Annotated in this window: 14 protein-coding genes and 2 pseudogenes; 11 read left to right on the forward strand and 5 right to left on the reverse strand. The window is 67.4% G+C overall.

The features are described 5' to 3' along the window. From HMPREF2716_RS18810 to pelG, 7 genes and pseudogenes are all read left to right on the forward strand, one after another. A pseudogene (locus HMPREF2716_RS18810) lies at positions 1-1,431 on the forward strand (PbsX family transcriptional regulator); the annotation flags it as partial. Next, positions 1,409-4,990 (forward strand): tetratricopeptide repeat protein, encoded by a 3,582-nt coding sequence (locus HMPREF2716_RS18815; RefSeq protein WP_070621980.1) that lies wholly within the window; start codon positions 1,409-1,411, stop codon positions 4,988-4,990. The pseudogene HMPREF2716_RS18810 and the gene HMPREF2716_RS18815, both read left to right, overlap by 23 nt. Positions 4,991-5,029: 39 nt before the next feature. After that, positions 5,030-5,548 (forward strand): pellicle/biofilm biosynthesis outer membrane protein PelC, encoded by a 519-nt coding sequence (locus HMPREF2716_RS18820; protein ID WP_003091288.1) that lies wholly within the window; start codon positions 5,030-5,032, stop codon positions 5,546-5,548. Positions 5,549-5,553: 5 nt separating this feature from the next. Continuing rightward, entirely contained in the window at positions 5,554-6,921 is a 1,368-nt protein-coding gene (locus HMPREF2716_RS18825; RefSeq protein ID WP_070621981.1) for a pellicle/biofilm biosynthesis GGDEF protein PelD, read from the forward strand. Beyond that, a complete protein-coding gene (locus tag HMPREF2716_RS18830; protein ID WP_003116464.1) occupies positions 6,899-7,888 on the forward strand; it encodes a tetratricopeptide repeat protein in 990 nt (329 codons plus the stop codon). Before HMPREF2716_RS18825 ends, HMPREF2716_RS18830 begins: the two co-directional genes overlap by 23 nt. Continuing rightward, complete coding sequence (pelF, locus tag HMPREF2716_RS18835) at positions 7,885-9,408, forward strand: GT4 family glycosyltransferase PelF (RefSeq protein ID WP_003103472.1); 1,524 nt, start codon at positions 7,885-7,887, stop codon at positions 9,406-9,408. Before HMPREF2716_RS18830 ends, pelF begins: the two co-directional genes overlap by 4 nt. Position 9,409: 1 nt before the next feature. Further along, positions 9,410-10,780: an exopolysaccharide Pel transporter PelG gene (gene pelG / locus HMPREF2716_RS18840; protein WP_003091283.1), complete on the forward strand. Its 1,371-nt coding sequence runs from the start codon at positions 9,410-9,412 to the stop codon at positions 10,778-10,780. Positions 10,781-10,820: 40 nt separating this feature from the next. Here pelG and HMPREF2716_RS18845 read toward each other — a convergent pair whose 3' ends face one another. After that, positions 10,821-11,051, reverse strand: a complete 231-nt coding sequence (locus HMPREF2716_RS18845) for a hypothetical protein (RefSeq protein ID WP_003091282.1) — start codon at positions 11,049-11,051, stop codon at positions 10,821-10,823. 125 nt (positions 11,052-11,176) lie between these two features. On the opposite strand from HMPREF2716_RS18845, the gene HMPREF2716_RS18850 reads away from it, so the two are divergent. Together HMPREF2716_RS18850 and HMPREF2716_RS18855 are read left to right on the forward strand one after the other, a co-directional pair. Beyond that, positions 11,177-11,653 carry a helix-turn-helix domain-containing protein gene (locus tag HMPREF2716_RS18850; protein WP_003143634.1) on the forward strand — a complete coding sequence of 159 codons (477 nt, stop codon included), beginning with the start codon at positions 11,177-11,179 and terminating at the stop codon, positions 11,651-11,653. A 37-nt stretch (positions 11,654-11,690) separates the two neighbouring features. Beyond that, complete coding sequence (locus HMPREF2716_RS18855) at positions 11,691-12,167, forward strand: helix-turn-helix domain-containing protein (RefSeq protein WP_003115353.1); 477 nt, start codon at positions 11,691-11,693, stop codon at positions 12,165-12,167. A gap of 116 nt (positions 12,168-12,283) precedes the next feature. Here HMPREF2716_RS18855 and HMPREF2716_RS18860 read toward each other — a convergent pair. The 3 genes and pseudogenes from HMPREF2716_RS18860 to HMPREF2716_RS18870 form a co-directional block, all read right to left on the reverse strand. Continuing rightward, a pseudogene (locus HMPREF2716_RS18860) lies at positions 12,284-14,188 on the reverse strand (M14 family metallopeptidase). Between the two features lie 167 nt (positions 14,189-14,355). Continuing rightward, positions 14,356-15,357, reverse strand: coding sequence for an alpha/beta fold hydrolase (locus HMPREF2716_RS18865; RefSeq protein ID WP_031629367.1), 1,002 nt, complete (start codon positions 15,355-15,357; stop codon positions 14,356-14,358). Between the two features lie 71 nt (positions 15,358-15,428). Further along, on the reverse strand, positions 15,429-16,310 hold the full coding sequence (locus tag HMPREF2716_RS18870; RefSeq protein ID WP_014602706.1) for a DUF6685 family protein: 882 nt from the start codon (positions 16,308-16,310) through the stop codon (positions 15,429-15,431). A 152-nt stretch (positions 16,311-16,462) separates the two neighbouring features. Here HMPREF2716_RS18870 and HMPREF2716_RS18875 point away from each other — a divergent pair, with 152 nt between their 5' ends. Together HMPREF2716_RS18875 and HMPREF2716_RS18880 are read left to right on the forward strand one after the other, a co-directional pair. Then, on the forward strand, positions 16,463-16,684 hold the full coding sequence (locus tag HMPREF2716_RS18875) for a DUF2835 domain-containing protein (RefSeq protein ID WP_003103227.1): 222 nt from the start codon (positions 16,463-16,465) through the stop codon (positions 16,682-16,684). Positions 16,685-16,740: 56 nt separating this feature from the next. Continuing rightward, positions 16,741-17,769, forward strand: a complete 1,029-nt coding sequence (locus HMPREF2716_RS18880) for a quinone-dependent dihydroorotate dehydrogenase (protein ID WP_023130776.1) — start codon at positions 16,741-16,743, stop codon at positions 17,767-17,769. Positions 17,770-17,856: 87 nt separating this feature from the next. Here HMPREF2716_RS18880 and rmf read toward each other — a convergent pair whose 3' ends face one another. Next, positions 17,857-18,069 (reverse strand): ribosome modulation factor, encoded by a 213-nt coding sequence (gene rmf, locus HMPREF2716_RS18885; protein WP_003103238.1) that lies wholly within the window; start codon positions 18,067-18,069, stop codon positions 17,857-17,859. Positions 18,070-18,396 lie beyond the last annotated feature (327 nt).

The raw sequence follows: 18,396 nt of genomic DNA on the forward strand, positions 1-18,396 counted from the left end.
GGGGGGGGCTTCGCCCTGGCGCCCTATGTGCTGGAGGAGGGTAGCGAGCACCGGCGCTGGATCCTCGATCCGTTCGCCTTCCTGCGCAAGGCCTTGCGTCTTGTGCCGCTGCCGAGTCCCGACGCGACCACCGAGAATGGCCGGCGCATCGCCACCGTGCACATCGATGGCGACGGCTTCGTCTCCCGTGCCGAGGTGCCCGGCAGTCCCTATGCCGGCCAGCAGGTGCTGGAGGACTTCATCAAGCCCTATCCGTTCCTCACCTCGGTCTCGGTGATCGAAGGCGAGGTCGGGCCGAAGGGCATGTACCCGCACCTGGCCAGGGAACTGGAGCCGATCGCCCGGCGCATCTTCGCCGACGACAAGGTGGAGGTCGCCAGCCATACCTTCAGCCATCCGTTCTTCTGGCAGCCGCAACTGGCCGAGCAGGGCGAGAACTTCGAGGCCCAGTATGGCTACAAGATGGCTATCCCGGGCTACGACAAGGTCGACTTCGTACGCGAGGTGATCGGCGCCCGCGACTACATCGAGCAGCGCCTGACCACCCCGCGGAAGCCGGTCAAGATGATCTTCTGGTCCGGCGACGCGCTGCCCGACGCCGCCACCATCAAGCTCGCCTACGACGCCGGGCTGATGAACGTCAACGGCGGCAATACCGCGCTGACCCGGGCCTTTCCCTCGCTGACCGGACTCTACCCGCTGATCCGGCCCACCCGCGGCGGCGTGCAGTACTACGCGCCGATCATCAACGAGAACGTCTACACCAATCTCTGGCAGGGGCCGTACTACGGCTTCCGCGGCGTCATCGATACCTTCGCCCTGACCGACAGCCCGCGCCGCCTGCGCGGCCTGCACCTGTACTACCACTTCTATTCGGGGACCAAGCAGGCCTCGATCCGCACCATGCACCAGATCTACGCGGCGATGCAGGCGGAGCATCCGTTGTCGCTGTGGATGAGCGACTACATCCCGCGCCTGGAAGGCCTGCATCGCGCCAGCCTGGCCAAGCGTGCCGATGGCAGTTGGCAACTGCGTGGCTTCGCCGCCTTGCGCACGGTGCGCCTGGACCCGGCGCTGGGTTGGCCGGACCTCGGCCGCTCCACGGGAGTCGCGGGCGTGCGCGACCTGCCCCAGGGGCGCTATGTGCACCTGAGTGCGGCGAATGCGCGCCTGGTCCTGCGCGACAGCCGCGATCCGCGGCCGGCGCTGGAGGAGGCCAACCTGCCGCTGAAGCACTGGCGCTACCGCGACGATGGCCGCGTCGAGTTCGCCTTCGCCGGGCACCTGCCATTACGCCTGGTGGTGCGCGCGGCGGGCGATTGCCGGCTGAGTGCGGCCGGCAAGGCCTTCCCGGGAAAGGCCGGCAACGGCCTGTGGACGTTCGAGTTGCCGATGGAGCAGGTGCGCGATGGCCAACTCGTCTGCCGCTGACAAGCATCCCCAGGCGCGCCTGCTGAATCCCTGGGCCCTGCTGCCGGTCGCTCTCGGGGTGGCGCTGGTGCTGTGGCTGACCTTCAACAGCGAAGAAGTATTCATGCCCAGCGGCGATGGCGAGCCCGACGCGGTCTCGGTGAACTACGCCGAACTGCTGTTGCAGGCGCACCCGGAGAACGACGCGCTGCGCCTGACCCTGATCGACCTGCTGGTCAAGCTCGGCGACTTCGAGCAGGCGCGTCATCACCTCGCCCGTCTGCGCGGCAAGGACCGCCTGGCAACGCCGTTCTACGAGGTGGAACTGGACATCCTTGGCGCCCTGGCCAGGCCCGAGGGCATGGATGAGGAGCAGACGCGCCGATTGCTGGAGCGCCTGCGCAAGATCGAGCACGTTTCGTTGAACGACGCCATGCTCGAACGACTTGCCCGTCATGCCCTGGCCCTGGACGCGCCGGACCTGGCGGCGCGGACCTTTGCCGAACTGGCCGGCCGCGACCCGCAGGGCCGGCAGCGCTGGCTGGACGAGGCGGCGCGCTGGTACCTGGCTTCCGGCGAGCCGCTGCCGGCGGCGGACATCCAGCGGCAACTGGCCGAAGCGCAAACCGAGCCGGCGAAGCGCCTGGCCTATCTGCGCCAGGCCTTCGCCAGCCTGCTCGCTGGCGAGCGCGGCGAACAGGCGGCGTTGTTGCTGGACGAGCGGCTGGACGCCTTGCCGGAGGATGAATCGACCCTGGCCTGGCTCGCCCAGGGCGTACGCGCCGCCGAAGGCAGCCAGCGCTACGACCTGGCCGAACGCTTCATCCGGCGCTGGCGCGAATTGCGCCCCGAGGACCATGAGGCGCTGGCCGCCGACCTGCGCCTGAACATGGCCGCCGGGCGGATCGAGCGGGCCTGGGAGGTCGGCCAGGAGCTGCTGGCCCTGCGCCCGGAGGACAGGACGCTGCTGGCCGATCTCGCGCGCCTTGGCGAATGGACCGGCAACGGCCCGCGGGCGCTGGGCCTGTGGAAGCAACTGCTGGCCGGCGCCGATGACCCGGCCCTGCGCGAGCATGCCTGGCGCCTGTCGCTGCAGATGTTCGATTTCGACAGCGCCATCGAGCTGCTGGCGCCCATCGGTGCGCAGCGACAGATGACCGACGAGGAACTCGATGCGCTGGTCTACAGCCATGAAACCCTCGGCACGCCGGAAGAGGGCGAGGCATGGCTGCGCGGCTACGTGCAGCGTTATCCGAAACAGCGCCTGGCCTGGCAGCGCTTGCAACAGATTCTCGAACACACCCAGCAGTTGCAGGAAGAGACCGGGGTCTGGGCGCGGATGGCCCGGCATTTCCCGCTGAGTGTCAAGGAACGCATGCAGTGGGCGGAAACCCACTGGAACCTGTTCGATCCGCGCCAGGCCTGGAAGGTCCTCTCCGGCGTGGATACCCGCGCGATCCGCGAGCCGGAGTTCTGGCGCCTGCGCGCGGCGCTGGCCTGGGCCCTGGAGCAGGACGACGATGCCCGCGCCGCCTACGAGCGCATGCTGGCCCTGGACATCCGCCTGAACAGCAGCGACGAGGACCAGTTGATCGCCCTGTACCGGGACAGCAATCCGAAGCAGGCCTTGCAGGTGCTTATCGGCAGTTGGCAGCGCAGCCGCGATCCGCGGCGCCTGGCCAGCGCCCTGCAACTGGCGGAGAACCTCCACGACTGGCCGGCCCTGAAGAGCCTGCTGGCCGAGGCCGAAGGCCTGCCGGAAGCGCAGGGCAGCCCCTATTACTGGGTGGCCAGGGCGCGGCTGGCGGAACAGGAAGGCCATGGCGACGTCGCCGAGCGTCTGTACCGGGAAGCCCTGGTGCGTTTCCCCGGCGAGAACCTGGTGCGCGAACGCCTGCTCTGGTTCTACATCGACCGTGGCCGTCGCGACAGCCTGGCGCCCCTGTTGGCGCAGTGGCATGGCCTGGCGCTGCGGGACAGCACGCTGTGGCTGCCGTTCGCCAGCGCCAGCCTGCTGCTCGAGCGTAACGACCAGGCGCTGGCCTGGTTCCGCCTGTACCTCAAGTCCAATCCCAACGACTGGCTGGTGCAGGCCGCCTACGCCGACGCACTGGATGCCAGCGGCTACCAGGACAAGGCCCTGCGCCTGCGCCGACTACTGCTCCGGCGGCTCGACCGCGAGGCGGTCAGGGCCACCCCGGACAGCTTCGCCGCCTACCTACGCCTGCTCGCCGTGGCCCAGGGGCCGCTGCTCGCCCAGGGCGAGGCGCGGCGGGCCTGGAATGGCGAGCCGGCGATGCTGCAGCTGTGGTTCGAGCAGTTCCTCGACCAGCTCGCCGCCACCAACCAGGAGCCGCTGAAGGATGACTGGCTGGCCTGGGCGCGCGGCCGGGGCCTGAAGATCGGGCGCAACGAAGAGATCCAGGCCGCCCTGCGCAGCCAGAATCGCGCCGCCCTGCAACGCCTGCTGGAGCGCGGCGAGCTGGAACCGGCGCAGCGGGTCGAGGCGCTGGTGCGTCTCGGCCATGGCGGCGAAGCGCTGGGCGAGGCCCTGGGCGCACTGGGCGACGGCCACTCGCGCGACAACCGCGAGCAGCTGCGGCGGCAGGCGACGGAAATCCTCGAACGCACTCCCCAGGGCCTGCAACTGGGTTGGAACAAGCGCGACTTCGGCGGCCTCGACTTCAAGGGGCCGACGCTGCGCGCGGCGCGCCACCTCGGCGACGACTGGTACGCCGATCTCGAACTGGGCAGTGGCCGCTATCACGGCGATGCGCTGGATAGCTCGCTCCTCGGTAGCGAACGCAACGCCAGGCTGACGTTGCGGCGCGAACTGGCCGATGGCTTCGCCGCGGCGACGCTCGATGGCAGCTGGCGCGACGACGAGGACCGCCACGGTCTGGGGGTGCTGCGCAATTGGCGCCTGAGCTCGCGCGACGAACTGGAAGCGGGCCTCGACTGGCACCGCGAGACCGACGAGACCGGCCTGATGCGAGCCCTCGGCATGCGCGACAGCCTACGGCTCGGCGGCCGCCACACCCTCAGCGGGCGCGACCAGTTGAGCTGGTCGCTGGCGCACAACCGCTTCTCCACCCGCCAGGGCGACGACCTCGGCAACGGCGAGGCGCTGTCCCTGGAATGGGCCCACACACTGTTCTTCGACGGCCCGGCCTGGCAACTGCGCGGCGGCATCGACTACCAGCGCAATCGCCTGGAGAACCGCGTGCCGGACGACCTGCTGGCGGCCCATGGCGGTGCGCTGGCGCTCGATGGCGCGCGCAGCCAGGACCTGCTGCAGGACCGCTATGGCCAGGTCTACCTCGGCAGCACCTGGCGCCGTGGCTTCCCTGGCGCGCTGAACCGCAGCCGTCCGCAATACACCTGGATCGTCGACACCCTGGCCGGCTGGCAGTGGACAGAGAAGGAGTTCAACTACGGCATCGATCTCGGCATCGGCATGGAGCTGCTGGGCGACGACGAACTGGCGTTCACCTTCGGCTACCAGTCGGCTCCCCAGGGCGGCGGCGGCGATGCCGGCGGCACGCTCGGGGTGACCTACAGCACGCGCTTCGGCCGCTGAACGCGGCCCGGATACGGAATTCAACAGGAGGAACACAACATGCAATCCATCCGCTGCCTGGCTCTCGCGGCCGTCGCCCTGTTCATGGCGGGCTGCTCCAGCTTCACCAGCGAAAGCGCTACGCCGCTGGCGCGCGGCGCGCAGTGGGGCCTGGTGCCGCTGCTCAATTACTCCCAGGCGCCGCAGGCCGGCGAGCGTGCCGAGCAGATCCTGCTCAGCGTGCTGGCCGAGGAGGGCGTGCGGCCGCGCCTGTACCCGGCGCAGCCGCAAGGCGACCTGCAACTGGTCGACGACCGCGAGCGCCAGCAGCGCGCGCTGGACTGGGCACGCCAGCAGAAGCTGGCCTACGTGGTCACCGGCAGCGTCGAGGAGTGGCAGTACAAGAACGGCCTCGACGGCGAGCCGGCGGTGGGCGTCAGCCTGCAGGTGCTGGAGCCGGCCTCCGGGCGGGTGCTCTGGAGCACCAGCGGGGCGCGCGCCGGCTGGTCCCGGGAAAGCCTGGCGGGCGCCGCGCAGAAAGTCCTGCGCGAGCTGGTCGGCGACCTGCGGCTCGAGTGACGGCGATGTCCGCGCACAAGGATTTCGCCCTCGCACCGCGCGCCAGCGGCAGCGTCTCCTGGGTCGAGACGCTGGTCATCAGCGCGCTCGCGCTGGGCCTGGGCTGGTGGTTCAGCCCGGACGACCCGCTGCAGGTCAACGCCACCTTTCCCTGGGTGATCCTCGCGCCCCTGTTGCTGGGCATGCGCTACGGCTTCGTCCGCGGGTTGGCCAGCGCGGCGCTGCTGGTGGCGGCGCTGTTCGCGTTTCGCGTCCAGGGCGTCGAGGCTTATGCCCAGGTACCGGCGGCCTTCATCGTCGGCGTGCTGCTCTGCGCCATGTTGGTGGGCGAGTTCCGCGACATCTGGGAACGCCGCCTGGAGCGCCTGGAGCTGGCGAACGAGTACCGCCAGTTGCGCCTCGACGAATTCACCCGCGCCCATCACATCCTGCGCATCTCCCACGATCGCCTGGAACAGCGGGTCGCCGGCAACGACCAGAGCCTGCGCAGTTCGCTGCTCGGTCTGCGACAACTGCTGCGCGAGCTGCCGGGCGATGAGGCACCGCTCGATGCGCTGGCGGAAACCGTGCTGGCGCTGCTGGCCCAGTACGGTTCGCTGCGCATCGCCGGACTCTACCGGGTGCGCCACGACCGCACCCCGGAGCCGCAATCCTTGGCGACGCTCGGCGAGATGCCGGCGCTGGACGCCGACGATCTGCTGGTGCGCACCTGCCTGGAGCGCGGCGAACTGGTCAGCGTGCGCCAGGAACTGCTGGAGCGCGGCGAGCAGCGTGCGCACAGCGCGCTGCAGGTGTGCGTGCCGCTGGTCGACACCGATGGGCGGATCCTCGCCCTGCTGGCGGTGGAGCAGATGCCATTCTTCGTCTTCAACGAACGTACCTTCAGCCTGATGGCGATCCTCGCCGGGCACATCGCCGACTTGCTGCAGAGCGACCGTCGCGCACTGCAACTGGCCGACATCGACGCCCAGCGCTTCTCCCAGTACCTCAAGCGCTCCCTGCTGGACGCCCGCGACCATGGGTTGCCGGCCTGCCTGTATGCCTTCGAGTTGACCGATGCGCGCTACGGCGAAGAGGTCCAGCGTCTGCTGGAAGGCAGCCAGCGTGGCCTCGACGTGCAGTTGCGACTGCGCAACGACGAGGGCCGGCGGGTCCTGCTGGTGTTGTTGCCGCTGACTTCCGCCGAAGGCTCCCAGGGGTATCTGCAGCGCCTGAGGATTCTCTTCGCCGAACGCTTCGGCCAGGCCCGCGAGCTGGAGTCGCTGGGCGTGCGCATCCGCCAGTACGAACTGGACGCCGGCAACGATCGGCAGGCGCTGGGACATTTCCTTTTCAACGAGTGCGGCCTGAATGATCAGCAAGTGGCTGTTTAGCGGCGCCTTCCTGTTCGAGCTGAGCAGTTGGGCGAGCGTCTTCGCCGACCTGCCGTTCGGCCAGGCGCTGGCGCTCTACCTGTTCGCCCACGGCCTGGGCAGCGCGCTGCTGTGCGTCGGCGTATGGCTGCTGCTGCCGCGGCGCTACAAGTTCCCGCTGCCGTGGAGCCCGCTGTTCCTCTTCAGCCTGGCCTTCTTCGTGCCGCTGATCGGAGCGGTCGGCGTCGCTGCGGCGGTATTCCCGGCGCTGTACCTGCCGCGCCAGCGTGGCGAGCAGGCCTGGCAGGCGATGGGTGTCCCCGAGCTGCCGTTCCGGCCGAAGGAAAAGCGCCTCGACATGATGTTCAGCGACGGCGGTCTGCAGGACGTCCTGCGCCATGCGCCGGACCCGAACCAGCGGCTCACGGCGATCTTCGCCACCCGGCGGATGCCCGGCAAGGAGGCGATCCCGATCCTCAAGCTGGCCCTGCGCGACCCCGCCGACGACGTCCGCCTGCTGGCCTACTCGATGCTCGACCAGAAGGAAAGCCGGATCAACCAGCGCATCGAGGCCGCCCTCGGCCGCCTCGCCGGCGCCACGCCGGCGCGACGCGGCGCGCTGCACGGAACCCTGGCGCGCTGGTACTGGGAACTGGCCTACCTGGGGTTGGCCCAGGGCAGCGTGCTGGAGCACATCCTCGAGCAGGCGCGCGAGCATACCGACCAGGCGCTGCGCGGCGCACCCTCGGCCGACCTGCATCTGCTGGCCGGGCGCATCGCCCTCGAACAAGGCCGCCTGGAGGATGCCGGACGCGCCCTCCAGGCCGCCGAGGAGGCGGGAATCGATAGCGCCCAGCTGGCGCCGTTCCGCGCCGAGGTGGCGTTCTTCCAGCGGCGCTACCGGGACATCCCCCGGCTTCTCGCCGGAATGCCCGACGACATGCTGCAACGGCCGCCCTTCGCGGCCCTGGCGAGATACTGGACATGACCGAACACACCGCTCCGACGGCGCCCGTCGCCGATGTCTGCCTGCTGCTGGAGGGCACCTGGCCCTATGTCCGCGGCGGCGTCTCCAGCTGGGTCAACCAGTTGATCCTCGGTCTCCCCGACCTGACCTTCTCGGTGTTCTTCATCGGCGGCCAGAAGGATGCCTACGGCAAGCGCCACTACCCGATCCCGGACAATGTGCTGCACATCGAGGAACACTTCCTGGAAACCGCCTGGAGTTCGCCGAACCCGCAGACGCGACAGGGCAGTAGCGAGACCGAAAAGGCGTTGCGCGATCTGCACCGTTTCTTCCACTACCCGGAGACGCCGGACGTGGAGGAGGGCGACGCGCTGCTCGACCTGCTCGCCGAGGGCCGCATCGGCCGCGAGGACTTTCTCCACAGCAAGGCCAGTTGGGAGGCGATCACCGCAGGCTACGAGCGCTATTGCACCGATCCGTCCTTCGTCAATTACTTCTGGACCCTGCGCTCGATGCAGGCGCCGGTGTTCATGCTCGCCGAGGCGGCCCGGCGGATGCCGCGGGCGCGCATGCTGCACTCGATCTCCACCGGCTACGCCGGCCTGCTGGGCTGCATCCTGCAACGTCGCTGGGGCTGCCGCTACCTGCTCAGCGAGCACGGCATCTACACCAAGGAGCGCAAGATCGACCTGGCCCAGGCCAACTGGATCGCGGAGAACCCCGACGAGCAGCTGAGTACCGGACTGGATGCCGAGGTCAGCTACATCCGTCGCTTGTGGATCCGCTTCTTCGAGCGTGTCGGCCTGCTCACCTATCGCGCGGCCAATCCGATCGTCGCCCTCTACGAAGGCAACCGCCAGCGCCAGGTACTCGATGGCGCCGAGCCACGGCGCACCCGGGTGATCCCCAACGGCATCGACCTCGATGCCTGGGCCGGCGCCCTCGAACGGCGGCCGCCGGGGATTCCGCCGGTGGTCGGGCTGGTCGGCCGGGTAGTGCCGATCAAGGACGTGAAGACCTTCATCCGCGCCATGCGCGGGGTGGTCAGCGCGATGCCGGAGGCGGAGGGCTGGATCGTCGGTCCGGAGGAGGAAGATCCGGACTATGCCAGCGAATGCCGCAGCCTGGTGGCCAGCCTCGGCCTGCAGGACAAGGTGAAGTTCCTCGGTTTCCGTCGGATCGGCGAGGTCCTGCCGCAACTCGGCCTGATGGTCCTCACCTCGATCAGCGAAGCGCAGCCGCTGGTGATCCTCGAAGCCTGGGCTGCCGGCGCCCCGGTGGTGAGCAGCGACGTCGGCTCCTGCCGCGAACTGATCGAAGGCGCCGACGCCGAAGATCGCGCCCTGGGTCGCGCCGGGGAGGTGGTGGCGATCGCCGACCCGCAGGCCACTTCGCGGGCGATCCTCGCCCTGCTGCGCAATCCGCAGCGCTGGCAGGCGGCCCAGGCGGTCGGCCTGCAACGGGTCGAACGCTACTACACCGAGGCGCTGATGCTCGGACGTTACCGCGGGCTGTACCGCGAAGCCACGGAGATTGCATGACATGGCCGGCATCGGCTTCGAACTGCGGAAGATCCTTTCCCGCGATTCCTATACGGCGACCCTGCGCGCCTACCTCTACGCCGGGCTGATCAGCTCCGGTCCCTGGGTGCTGTCGATCGTCAGCGTGATGCTGATCGGCGTGCTGAGCCTCGGCGTGGTGGTGCCGGACGTGCTGGTCCGGCAGTTCCTGATCACGGTGACCTACCTGATGGCGCTGTCGCTGATCTTCACCGGGGGACTGCAACTGTTCTTCACCCGCTTCATTTCCGATCGCCTGTTCGAGCGCAAGCACGAGGCGATCCTGCCCAACCTGGTGGGCGTGCTGTTGCTGGTGACGTTGGCGGCGGGCCTGCTCTCGGCGATATTGCTGGCGACCCTGTTCGATGAGCCGTTCGCCTACCGCCTGCTGGTGATGGCCAACTTCGTGGTGCTCTGCAACCTGTGGCTGGTGATCATCTTCCTGTCGGGAATGAAGGCCTACAAACGCATCCTGCTGGTGATGTTCATCGGCTACGCGCTGATGGTCGCCTGTGCCTACCTGCTGCGTTTCATGCAGATGGACGGCCTGCTGCTGGCATTGCTGATCGGCCACGCCAGCCTGCTGTTCGTCTTCCTCTACGACATCCTCCGCGAGTACCCGGCCAGGCGCATGGTGGCCTTCGACTTCCTCGACCGCCGGCAGGTCTTCGTCAGTCTGCTGCTGACCGGCCTCTGCTACAACCTGGGGATCTGGATCGACAAGTTCATCTTCTGGTTCAACCCCTCCACCTCGGACCTGGTGATCGGCCCGCTGCGCGCCTCGATCCTCTACGACCTGCCGATCTTCCTCGCCTACCTGTCGATCATTCCCGGCATGGCGGTGTTCCTGGTGCGCATCGAGACCGACTTCGCCGAGTGGTACGAGCGGGTCTACGAGGCGATCCGCGGCGGAGAGACCCTGCAGCACATCGGCCTGCTCAAGGAGCAGATGATCCTCGCCATCCGCCAGGGCCTGCTGGAAATCTGCAAGGTGCAGGGGCTGGCGGTGGTCCTGCTGTTCCTGCTGGCGCCGCAACTGCTCGGCTGGCTGGGAATTTCCCGCTATTACCTGCCGCTGTTCTACATCGACCTGATCGGGGTGAGCATCCAGGTAGTGTTCATGGCCTTGCTCAACGTCTTCTTCTACCTGGACAAGCGCCGCATCGTCCTCGAACTCTGCGTGCTGTTCGTGATCGTCAACGGCGCCCTGACCTTCGTCAGCCTGCTGCTCGGGCCGAGCTTCTTCGGCTACGGCTTCACCCTGTCGCTGCTGGTCTGCGTGCTGGTCGGGCTGTACCGCCTGACCACCGCGCTGGACGACCTGGAGTACGAGACCTTCATGCTCAATCGCTGAGGGGTTTCGCCGGCGGCAGGGTCTTTCAGAAAGGGCCGATTCACCCGGTTGAATCGGCCCCTTTTTTTGCTTCCTCGATGCGTTTTTGCAGCTTCTGCATATCCACCAGGCGTTGCGTACCGAAGGTTCGCATCGGCAGGTCGCCGCTCTCTATCCAGGCGTAGAGCAGGTCCGGCCGGTCGCTGAGGCCGGTCAGGAAGGCGAAACGCATCAGGGTTATATAGCGGGGGCACTCGGCGAAACCCTCTTGGGGGAGTTCTTCCACTTTCATCAGGCGTCCTGCACCATGGTCCGATGTTGGAGGGGAACCCTCGGTCTAGAGGGCTTGGATTCATATTGATCTACTAACAGTTAGTGAATCAATATGCATAGGGAACCATCAGACGCGGACTACACATGGTAAAGAATCGACGTTTGTTCACTGCTGGCAAGCGCTTGCGCGCCCTGCGCGAGCTGATGGGCTTGAGCCGTCCGCAGTTCGCCGAGTTGGTGGGGATGACGGCCAAGCGCCTGGAGAACATCGAGAACGAGCTGCAGCGCATGCACGACGAGGACTTCGAGAAGGTCTGCGGAACCTTCCCGGAGTTCAGCGACTGGATCGCCTATGAAGGCAGCATCGAGCCGCAGTCGATCGCCTGGAAGGTCGCCGACTCGGCGCAGGCGGCCGCGGTCTACCTGGTGGAGCGCAACCCGGTGCTGCTTGAGCAGCACGGCATCGACATGCAGGCCTGGCGCGAACGCCACCGCGAGATACGCGAGGCGCTGCTGGCGGCGGAACAGGCGCCGGAGGCGGAGCCGGCGCCCCTGGAAGAGCCGCCGGAACCCAGGCGCCAGCGGAAGAGGAAAACGCCCGCGAGCGGCAAGGGCGACTGAGGCGCATCGCGCCAGAAACGAAGGGAAGTATCTGTACATGGTCTATGTAGTGAGGAAGCGCTGCCTGTTTCGCGCCGGCGAGCGCCTGTTCGGGTTGCGCGGGCTGACGGGGTTGAACCGACCGCAGTTTTCCGAGGTGGTCGGCATGGATCCCAAACGCCTTGAGAACATCGAGAGTGGCCGGCAGCGCATGCACGACGAGGATTTCGAGAAGGTCTGCGGGACCTTCCCGGAGTTTAGCGACTGGATCGCCTATGAAGGCAGCATCGAACCGCAGTCGATCGCCTGGAAGATCGCCGAGGCCGCCCAGGAAGCGGCGGTCTATCTGGTGGAGCGTAACCCCGAGCTGCTCGAACTCCACGGTCTCGACGTGCCGGCCTGGCGCGAGAAGCATCGGGAAATCCTCAAGAAGGTGCGCAAGCGGGAGTTGTCGCCGCCACCCGAAAAACCACCGAAACCCAGGCGCAAGCGCAAGCCGAGAAGCAACCTGCCCACACCCACCGACGGTACCTGAGACCGGCTCCCTCTCCCCAGCCCTCTCCCGCAAGCGGGAGAGGCAACGGGGCTCCCGAAGCCCAGCGGTAGGGCGGATAACGCGCAGCGTTATCCGCCGTCAGCCCCAGGTGGGCCTCAGAACACCACTCCTACCGGATAGACGAAGGCGTTCACGTCGTAGAACGGCGTGCGCTGGTAGAACCATTGCAGGCGCGCCTGCGGATCGGCGGCGAAGGCCTTGTCCTCGCGCAGGCGTTTGTCGAAGGCGGCCTTCAGCGCCGGGTCTTCCGCCAGCATCTTGCGCGCCATCGGCTCCATCACGTATTACTCCGGCTCCTCGGCGGCCACCAGGGTGGAATTGAAGAAGCCCCAGGACCAGAAGGAATCCGGACTCTGCGGTTGCAGCAGGTCGATGGCCAGGACGCCCAGCGGCTGGGCGGTGTCGATCGACAGCGAGCCGGCCGGGAAGGTCTGCAAGCGCTGGAACGGCTTCGGCGTGCCGCTGACCAGCAGGCGACCTTCGTAGCCCGGAATCCGGTTGCCTTGCACGCGATCCGGTTCGAAGCCATCGGCGAGCTTGATGTCGTCCATGCGGTACAGGGTCACGGCGATTTCGGTCGGACGCTCCAGGGTGCTATAGCGGATGCCGTGGGCCTTGATCCGGGCGATCACCTCGTGCCACTGCGCCGGGACGATGAAACGCTGGGGACGCGGCACCACCAGGTCGGGTACGCCGTTGTCGGTCACCGGTAGCTTCAGCGTCTTCGGCCGGTTGCTCCAGACGATGGTGCGGGCCCCGGTGACCGGCGATTGCTCGTAGCGGTAGTCGCCGACCACGAACGGCGTCTCGGCGGCCTCGCCCGGCTTCCAGGTGAGGATCACCTCCTTCTGCCGCAGCAGGCGCTCGCGGTCGCTGGCGATGGCCTGGCGCAGGCTGGCGGCCTGCTCGCCGATCACCTCGAACATCGCCTTGAGCATCACGTAGTTGCCCAGCACCTGGGTCTTGTACGGATGCAGGGCGTGTTGCTCGATGAGGATCGACGGCACGTTGCGGATGTCGCCGTACTGGTTGGAGAAGCGCGCCAGGTCGGTGCGGTAGGGGTAGTAGCCCTGGGTCGGATCCTGGTTGTCGTTCAGGCTGATGCATTCATGGACCATGTGCCCGAGGCTTTCCAGCGCCTGGTACACCGGCTTGCGCATGACCTGGTCCATCCAGGCGCTGCTCGCCGGTGACCAGCCGTTGCCGTTGTGGCAGTAGGAGCTGTCGTAGGGATACATGGCGCCGTCGGTGGAGTGGGTGTCGGCGAAGAAGCTCAGCTCGTAGTGGTTGAACACCCAGGCGACGTTGCGGATCTCCGCGCTGTCGAGCTTGGTGAAGTCGCGGTTGAGATTGAGATTGCGGCCGTTCACCCGCCAGCCGGTCTCCTGCGGGCCGTTCTGGTTGATCCGCCCGTAGGCGCTGCGGCGCAGGTCGCCGTCGACGTTGACCACCGGGATGAACAGCAGGTTGATCTTCTCCAGCAGCCCGGCGAGCGGGCGGTCGGCAGCGCTCATGTCGCGCAGCAGCATGAACATGGCGTCCTTGCCGTTGGCCTCGCCGGGATGGATCTCGGCTTCCACCAGCAAGGTCGGCTTGGCGGAGCGCTTCAGGCCGGCGGCGGACTTGTCGGCCTCGGTGGAGGCGGTCACCAGCAGCATCGGGTGACCCTCGGCGCTGCGCTCGGGCAACTCGCGCAGGGCGATGCGGCCGGAGGAGGCGGCTACCAGTTTCTCCAGGTAGGCGCGGGTCTCGCGGTAGTCGCTGGTGCGCTGGAAGTCGCTGCTCTCGGCCTGGGTGATCAAGGGGTCGCCGGGCTTGGCGAGGTAGCGCAGGCTGCCCAGCCTCTGCTCGAACATCGGTGGCAGGATGCGCTGGCGGGCCGCGGCCGGGTAGGCGCTGTCATCGATGTAGGCGGGCGCGTGGGGCAGCTCCGCGTGAGCGGGCAGGGCGCTCGCCAGCAGGACGCCGGCGAGTAGCGAACGGGGTAGGCAAGGGAACACGATGAACCTCCATGTGGACGGGAACGGCCGCGGCGTGGGCGGGCCTGCGCGACGCGAGCCACGCGTCGTCGCGCAGCCAGTGCAGTGAAACGCCGGCGGCAGGCATCGGTGTTGACGCCGGGCAAGGCGCGGCGAAGCCGATGGCGAGAGCGCCGCCGGTGGATGGTTCAGGGCTGGGTTTGCAGACCCTCCAGCAGTGCCTGGTGGAAGCGTTCCGGAGCCTGTATCTGCGGGGTATGGCCAAGGTCGGGGAATTCCACCAGGGTCGCCTGGGGAATCCGTCGGGCGGCGTCCTTGCCCAGTTGCGCGTAGTTGCCCAGCCTGGCTTTCAGTTCCGCCGGCGCGGCGTCCTTGCCGATGGCGGTGTTGTCTTTCTCGCCGATCAGCAGCAGGGTCGGCATCTGCAACCGGTCCAGTTCGTAGAGCACCGGCTGGGTGAAGATCATGTCGTAGGTCAGCGCCGAGTTCCAGGCCACCGACTTGCGCCCCTTGCCGCGATACATGCCGGCCTGCATCTGTACCCAGCGATCGAACTCGGGGCGCCATTCGCCGGCGTAGTAGGTGGCTTGCTGGTATTGGCGAATGCCTTCGGCGCTGGTCTGCAAGTCGCGCCTGTACCAGTCGTCGACGCTGCGCCAGGGCACGCCCAGGGCCTTCCAGTCCTCCAGACCGATGGGGTTGACCAGCACCAGTCGTTCGACCTGCCGCGGATAGAGCAGGGCGTAGCGGGTAGCGAGCATGCCGCCCATGGAGTGGCCGATCACGCTGGCCCGGGCGACGCCGAGCCGTTCCAGCAGGGCGTGGGTGTTGGCTGCCAGTTGCTGGAAGCTGTACTGGTAATGGGCCGGCTTGCTCGACTTGCAGAAACCGACCTGGTCGACGGCGATCACCCGGTAGCCGGCGTCGGCGAGCACGTCGATGGTGCGCTCCCAGGTCCCGGCGCAGAAATTCTTGCCGTGCATGAGCAGGATGGTGCGGCCGTTGGCTTTCTTCGGCGCGACGTCGAGGTAGGCCATGCTCAGCGGCTGGCCCTGGGAGGTGAAGTCCAGATAATGCACCGGATAGGCGTAGTCGAAGCCTTCCAGGCGTTCGCCGTAGACCGGCGCCTGGCTGGCCAGCGCCGGCCCGCAGGCGAGGGCGAGACAGAGGCTGAGGCGGGGTAGGGACATGCGATCGCTCCTGTGTGGGTCTGCTGGAGGATGCACGTCAGGGCGCGAGCTGGCCAGTCCTGGCCGGTTGCCTACAGTTGCTTCAGATACTTCACCACGTCTGCCGCGCCAGCCGCCCGCAGACCTTCGCCGAGGGCATCGGCGCGTTCGTCGTTGCGGGGCAGCAACAGGCACTCCGGGGTTTCCGGGGTGAACAGGGCGAGTCGCGCATAGGGCAGGCCGGTATCCAGCAGCAGGCTCATGAAGGTCGGCTCGGACCAGGCCTCGGTCGGAATCCGCAGCATGTGGTAGCGCTGTTCCAGTTCGTCCAGCGCGCCGGGCTCCAGTTCGTAGCGTTCCAGGTGTGCCGGCAGCTTCAGTTCCAGTTCGCGGCGGCGGGCGTAGACGATCGCCGCGGCGAAGGCGCAGGCCTGGCGTTCGCCCGCCCAGAACAGGCGCTCGCCGTGCCAGGCGGCCTGGCGCAGGCGGATGCTGTCGCCGTTGGTGAAACGCGGCAGGGCCAGGCTCAGGGCCTTGACGAAATCCTTGTAGCTGATGATCCGTACGCCCCGGCAGACCTCGGCCGTGGCCAGGTCTTCCAGGCGTGGGCAAGGTGCCTGGACGAGGATCTCCCGGCTGCATACGCCTTCGATGGTCTTCAGGTCGACCGAGTCCAGGGTGGAGTGGCTGACCCGCACCAGGCGCTTGAGGACCGCGTGGGCTTCCGCCTTGTCTTCCTGGACCGGGCCGGACAGCGCGCCGCGCGGCAGGTCGACCAGGGTGTGCAGGGGCGGTCCGGCCTGCCACCAGACGCTCGGCTCCGGCCGTCGCAATGGCTGGAACGGCAGCTCGAGGGCGGCCGCCCGTTCGCGCAGCTCCCGCCCATCGCTTCGCGCGGCACCCAGGCGCAGGCGGTTGGCGAGTGCGGAAAGGCGACCGGTGAAGGTGCTGTTGCTACGCGAGTTGGAACTCATGATCGACGGAGGGCTCCTCGGGCTCGGCGACCGACGCGGAAAGGGGTGGGAGGGGACGGCGACGGTCCGTCCATTGAAGCACAGGTTCGGGCGTGACATTCAACCGCGTGGTTTGTGGCAAGCTGTCGTGGTTCATTCAAGCGGGGGGCTCCATGCCCAGTCTCATCATGGATATCGCCCTGTCCGGCGAACGCCTGCAGGCCATCTACGGCGGCAGGGCCAATCGGGTCCTGCTGCGCAGCCGCGACGGTCGCCGGGTGAACCTGCCGGCCCATCACCTGCGTCCGTTCATCGGCCACGATGGCGTGCATGGCACGTTCCGCCTCGATTTCAGCGAGGATGGCCGCCTGCTGGCGCTGCAACGCCTCGCCTGAGCGGGCGCTCGACGGCTATAATCGGCACCCTTCATTCTGCCGACCGATACCCGACCATGTACACCCTGGCCCGCCAGCTGCTGTTCAAACTGTCCCCGGAAACCTCCCACGAACTGTCCATCGACCTGATCGGGGCCGGCGGCCGCCTGGGCCTGAACCGCCTGCTGACGCCCAAGCCGGCCAGTCTGCCGGTCTCTGTGCTGGGCCTGGAGTTTCCCAACCCGGTGGGGCTGGCCGCGGGCCTGGACAAGAACGGCGACGCCATCGACGGGTTCGGCCAGCTCGGTTTCGGCTTCATCGAGATCGGCACCGTCACTCCGCGACCGCAGCCGGGCAATCCCAGGCCGCGCCTGTTCCGCCTGCCGCAAGCCAACGCGATCATCAATCGCATGGGTTTCAACAACCACGGCGTCGACCACCTGCTGGCGCGGGTGCGTGCGGCGAAGTATCGCGGCGTGCTGGGGATCAACATCGGCAAGAACTTCGATACCCCGGTGGAGCGCGCGGTCGACGACTACCTGATCTGCCTGGACAAGGTCTACGCCGACGCCAGCTACGTCACCGTCAACGTCAGCTCGCCGAACACGCCCGGCCTGCGCAGCCTGCAGTTCGGCGATTCGCTCAAGCAACTGCTGGAGGCACTGCGCCAGCGCCAGGAAGCGCTGACGCTGCGGCATGGCCGGCGGGTACCGCTGGCGATCAAGATCGCCCCGGACATGACCGACGAAGAGACCGCGCTGGTCGCCGCGGCGCTGGTCGAGGCGGGGATGGACGCGGTGATCGCGACCAATACCACTCTCGGCCGCGAAGGCGTGGAAGGCCTGCCGCATGGCGACGAGGCGGGTGGCCTGTCCGGCGCGCCGGTGCGGGAGAAGAGCACGCACACGGTGAAGGTGCTGGCCGGCGAGCTGGGCGGACGGCTGCCGATCATCGCCGCCGGCGGTATCACCGAGGGCGCGCACGCGGCGGAGAAGATCGCCGCCGGGGCGAGCCTGGTGCAGATCTATTCGGGTTTCATCTACAAGGGACCGGCGTTGATCCGCGAAGCGGTGGATGCCATCGCCGCTTTGCCGCGGCGGAATTGAAAAGGGCTCCTTGCGGAGCCCTTGGGCTTGCGCCCGCCGCCCGGATGGGGCGTGCCTTGGGGAAATCGGTGCTATCCGTGTTGTCGCTTACACGTGCTGGAGTTGATTGAGACGTTGTAAGCCGGCCGTGCCAGTGAGGCCGTCCCAGTTGTCGCCACGGCCCTCGCGCCAGCCGTTGAGCCAGGACTGCCGCGTCGTAGGATGGGTGAACGGACAAAGATCACGAGATTTACCGGTTATGCCGTTCTGATAACCACGCAAGAAGGCTCTTTCCAACGGATCACGCTTAAGTCTTCTCATAGGGTGTTGCCCTCACTTGTTGACTGTTATGTCCCGTTGGCCCCCAGGGGAGGCCTGGCGAAGCTTTCGCCGAAAGGGGTCGTTGCCGGCGTGACGACCCTCGCCCGACACCGTTGCGGTGGCGGATTAACTGGAGTTCTAACCAAAGCGTTCAGGCGTGTGAATGACCGATTTGTCATAAAGACTTAACGCTTTCGTCGATAGGGCCATATGTTGCAGGCTCATGACGCCTGGTTTCCGGCGCTAACGCCGTAGGGTCGCGGGGTTGCGCCTTATAACGTTTTGCACCCCCACCAATTGAGATTTCCTCGCATTCCGACGAAGGGT

It is taken from the genome of Pseudomonas sp. HMSC076A11 (assembly GCF_001810205.1).
GTDB lineage: Bacteria > Pseudomonadota > Gammaproteobacteria > Pseudomonadales > Pseudomonadaceae > Pseudomonas > Pseudomonas aeruginosa.

Excerpts from the sequence above, each read along its gene's own strand:
- HMPREF2716_RS18815 (WP_070621980.1), top strand. The coding sequence starts at position 1,409 with ATGGCCAACTCGTCTGCCGCTGACAAGCATCCCCAGGCGCGCCTGCTG.
- HMPREF2716_RS18820 (WP_003091288.1), top strand. The coding sequence starts at position 5,030 with ATGCAATCCATCCGCTGCCTGGCTCTCGCGGCCGTCGCCCTGTTCATG.
- HMPREF2716_RS18825 (WP_070621981.1), top strand. The coding sequence starts at position 5,554 with ATGTCCGCGCACAAGGATTTCGCCCTCGCACCGCGCGCCAGCGGCAGC.
- HMPREF2716_RS18830 (WP_003116464.1), top strand. The coding sequence starts at position 6,899 with ATGATCAGCAAGTGGCTGTTTAGCGGCGCCTTCCTGTTCGAGCTGAGC.
- pelF (WP_003103472.1), top strand. The coding sequence starts at position 7,885 with ATGACCGAACACACCGCTCCGACGGCGCCCGTCGCCGATGTCTGCCTG.
- pelG (WP_003091283.1), top strand. The coding sequence starts at position 9,410 with ATGGCCGGCATCGGCTTCGAACTGCGGAAGATCCTTTCCCGCGATTCC.
- HMPREF2716_RS18845 (WP_003091282.1), bottom strand. The coding sequence starts at position 11,051 with ATGAAAGTGGAAGAACTCCCCCAAGAGGGTTTCGCCGAGTGCCCCCGC.
- HMPREF2716_RS18850 (WP_003143634.1), top strand. The coding sequence starts at position 11,177 with ATGGTAAAGAATCGACGTTTGTTCACTGCTGGCAAGCGCTTGCGCGCC.
- HMPREF2716_RS18855 (WP_003115353.1), top strand. The coding sequence starts at position 11,691 with ATGGTCTATGTAGTGAGGAAGCGCTGCCTGTTTCGCGCCGGCGAGCGC.
- HMPREF2716_RS18865 (WP_031629367.1), bottom strand. The coding sequence starts at position 15,357 with ATGTCCCTACCCCGCCTCAGCCTCTGTCTCGCCCTCGCCTGCGGGCCG.
- HMPREF2716_RS18870 (WP_014602706.1), bottom strand. The coding sequence starts at position 16,310 with ATGAGTTCCAACTCGCGTAGCAACAGCACCTTCACCGGTCGCCTTTCC.
- HMPREF2716_RS18875 (WP_003103227.1), top strand. The coding sequence starts at position 16,463 with ATGCCCAGTCTCATCATGGATATCGCCCTGTCCGGCGAACGCCTGCAG.
- HMPREF2716_RS18880 (WP_023130776.1), top strand. The coding sequence starts at position 16,741 with ATGTACACCCTGGCCCGCCAGCTGCTGTTCAAACTGTCCCCGGAAACC.
- rmf (WP_003103238.1), bottom strand. The coding sequence starts at position 18,069 with ATGAGAAGACTTAAGCGTGATCCGTTGGAAAGAGCCTTCTTGCGTGGT.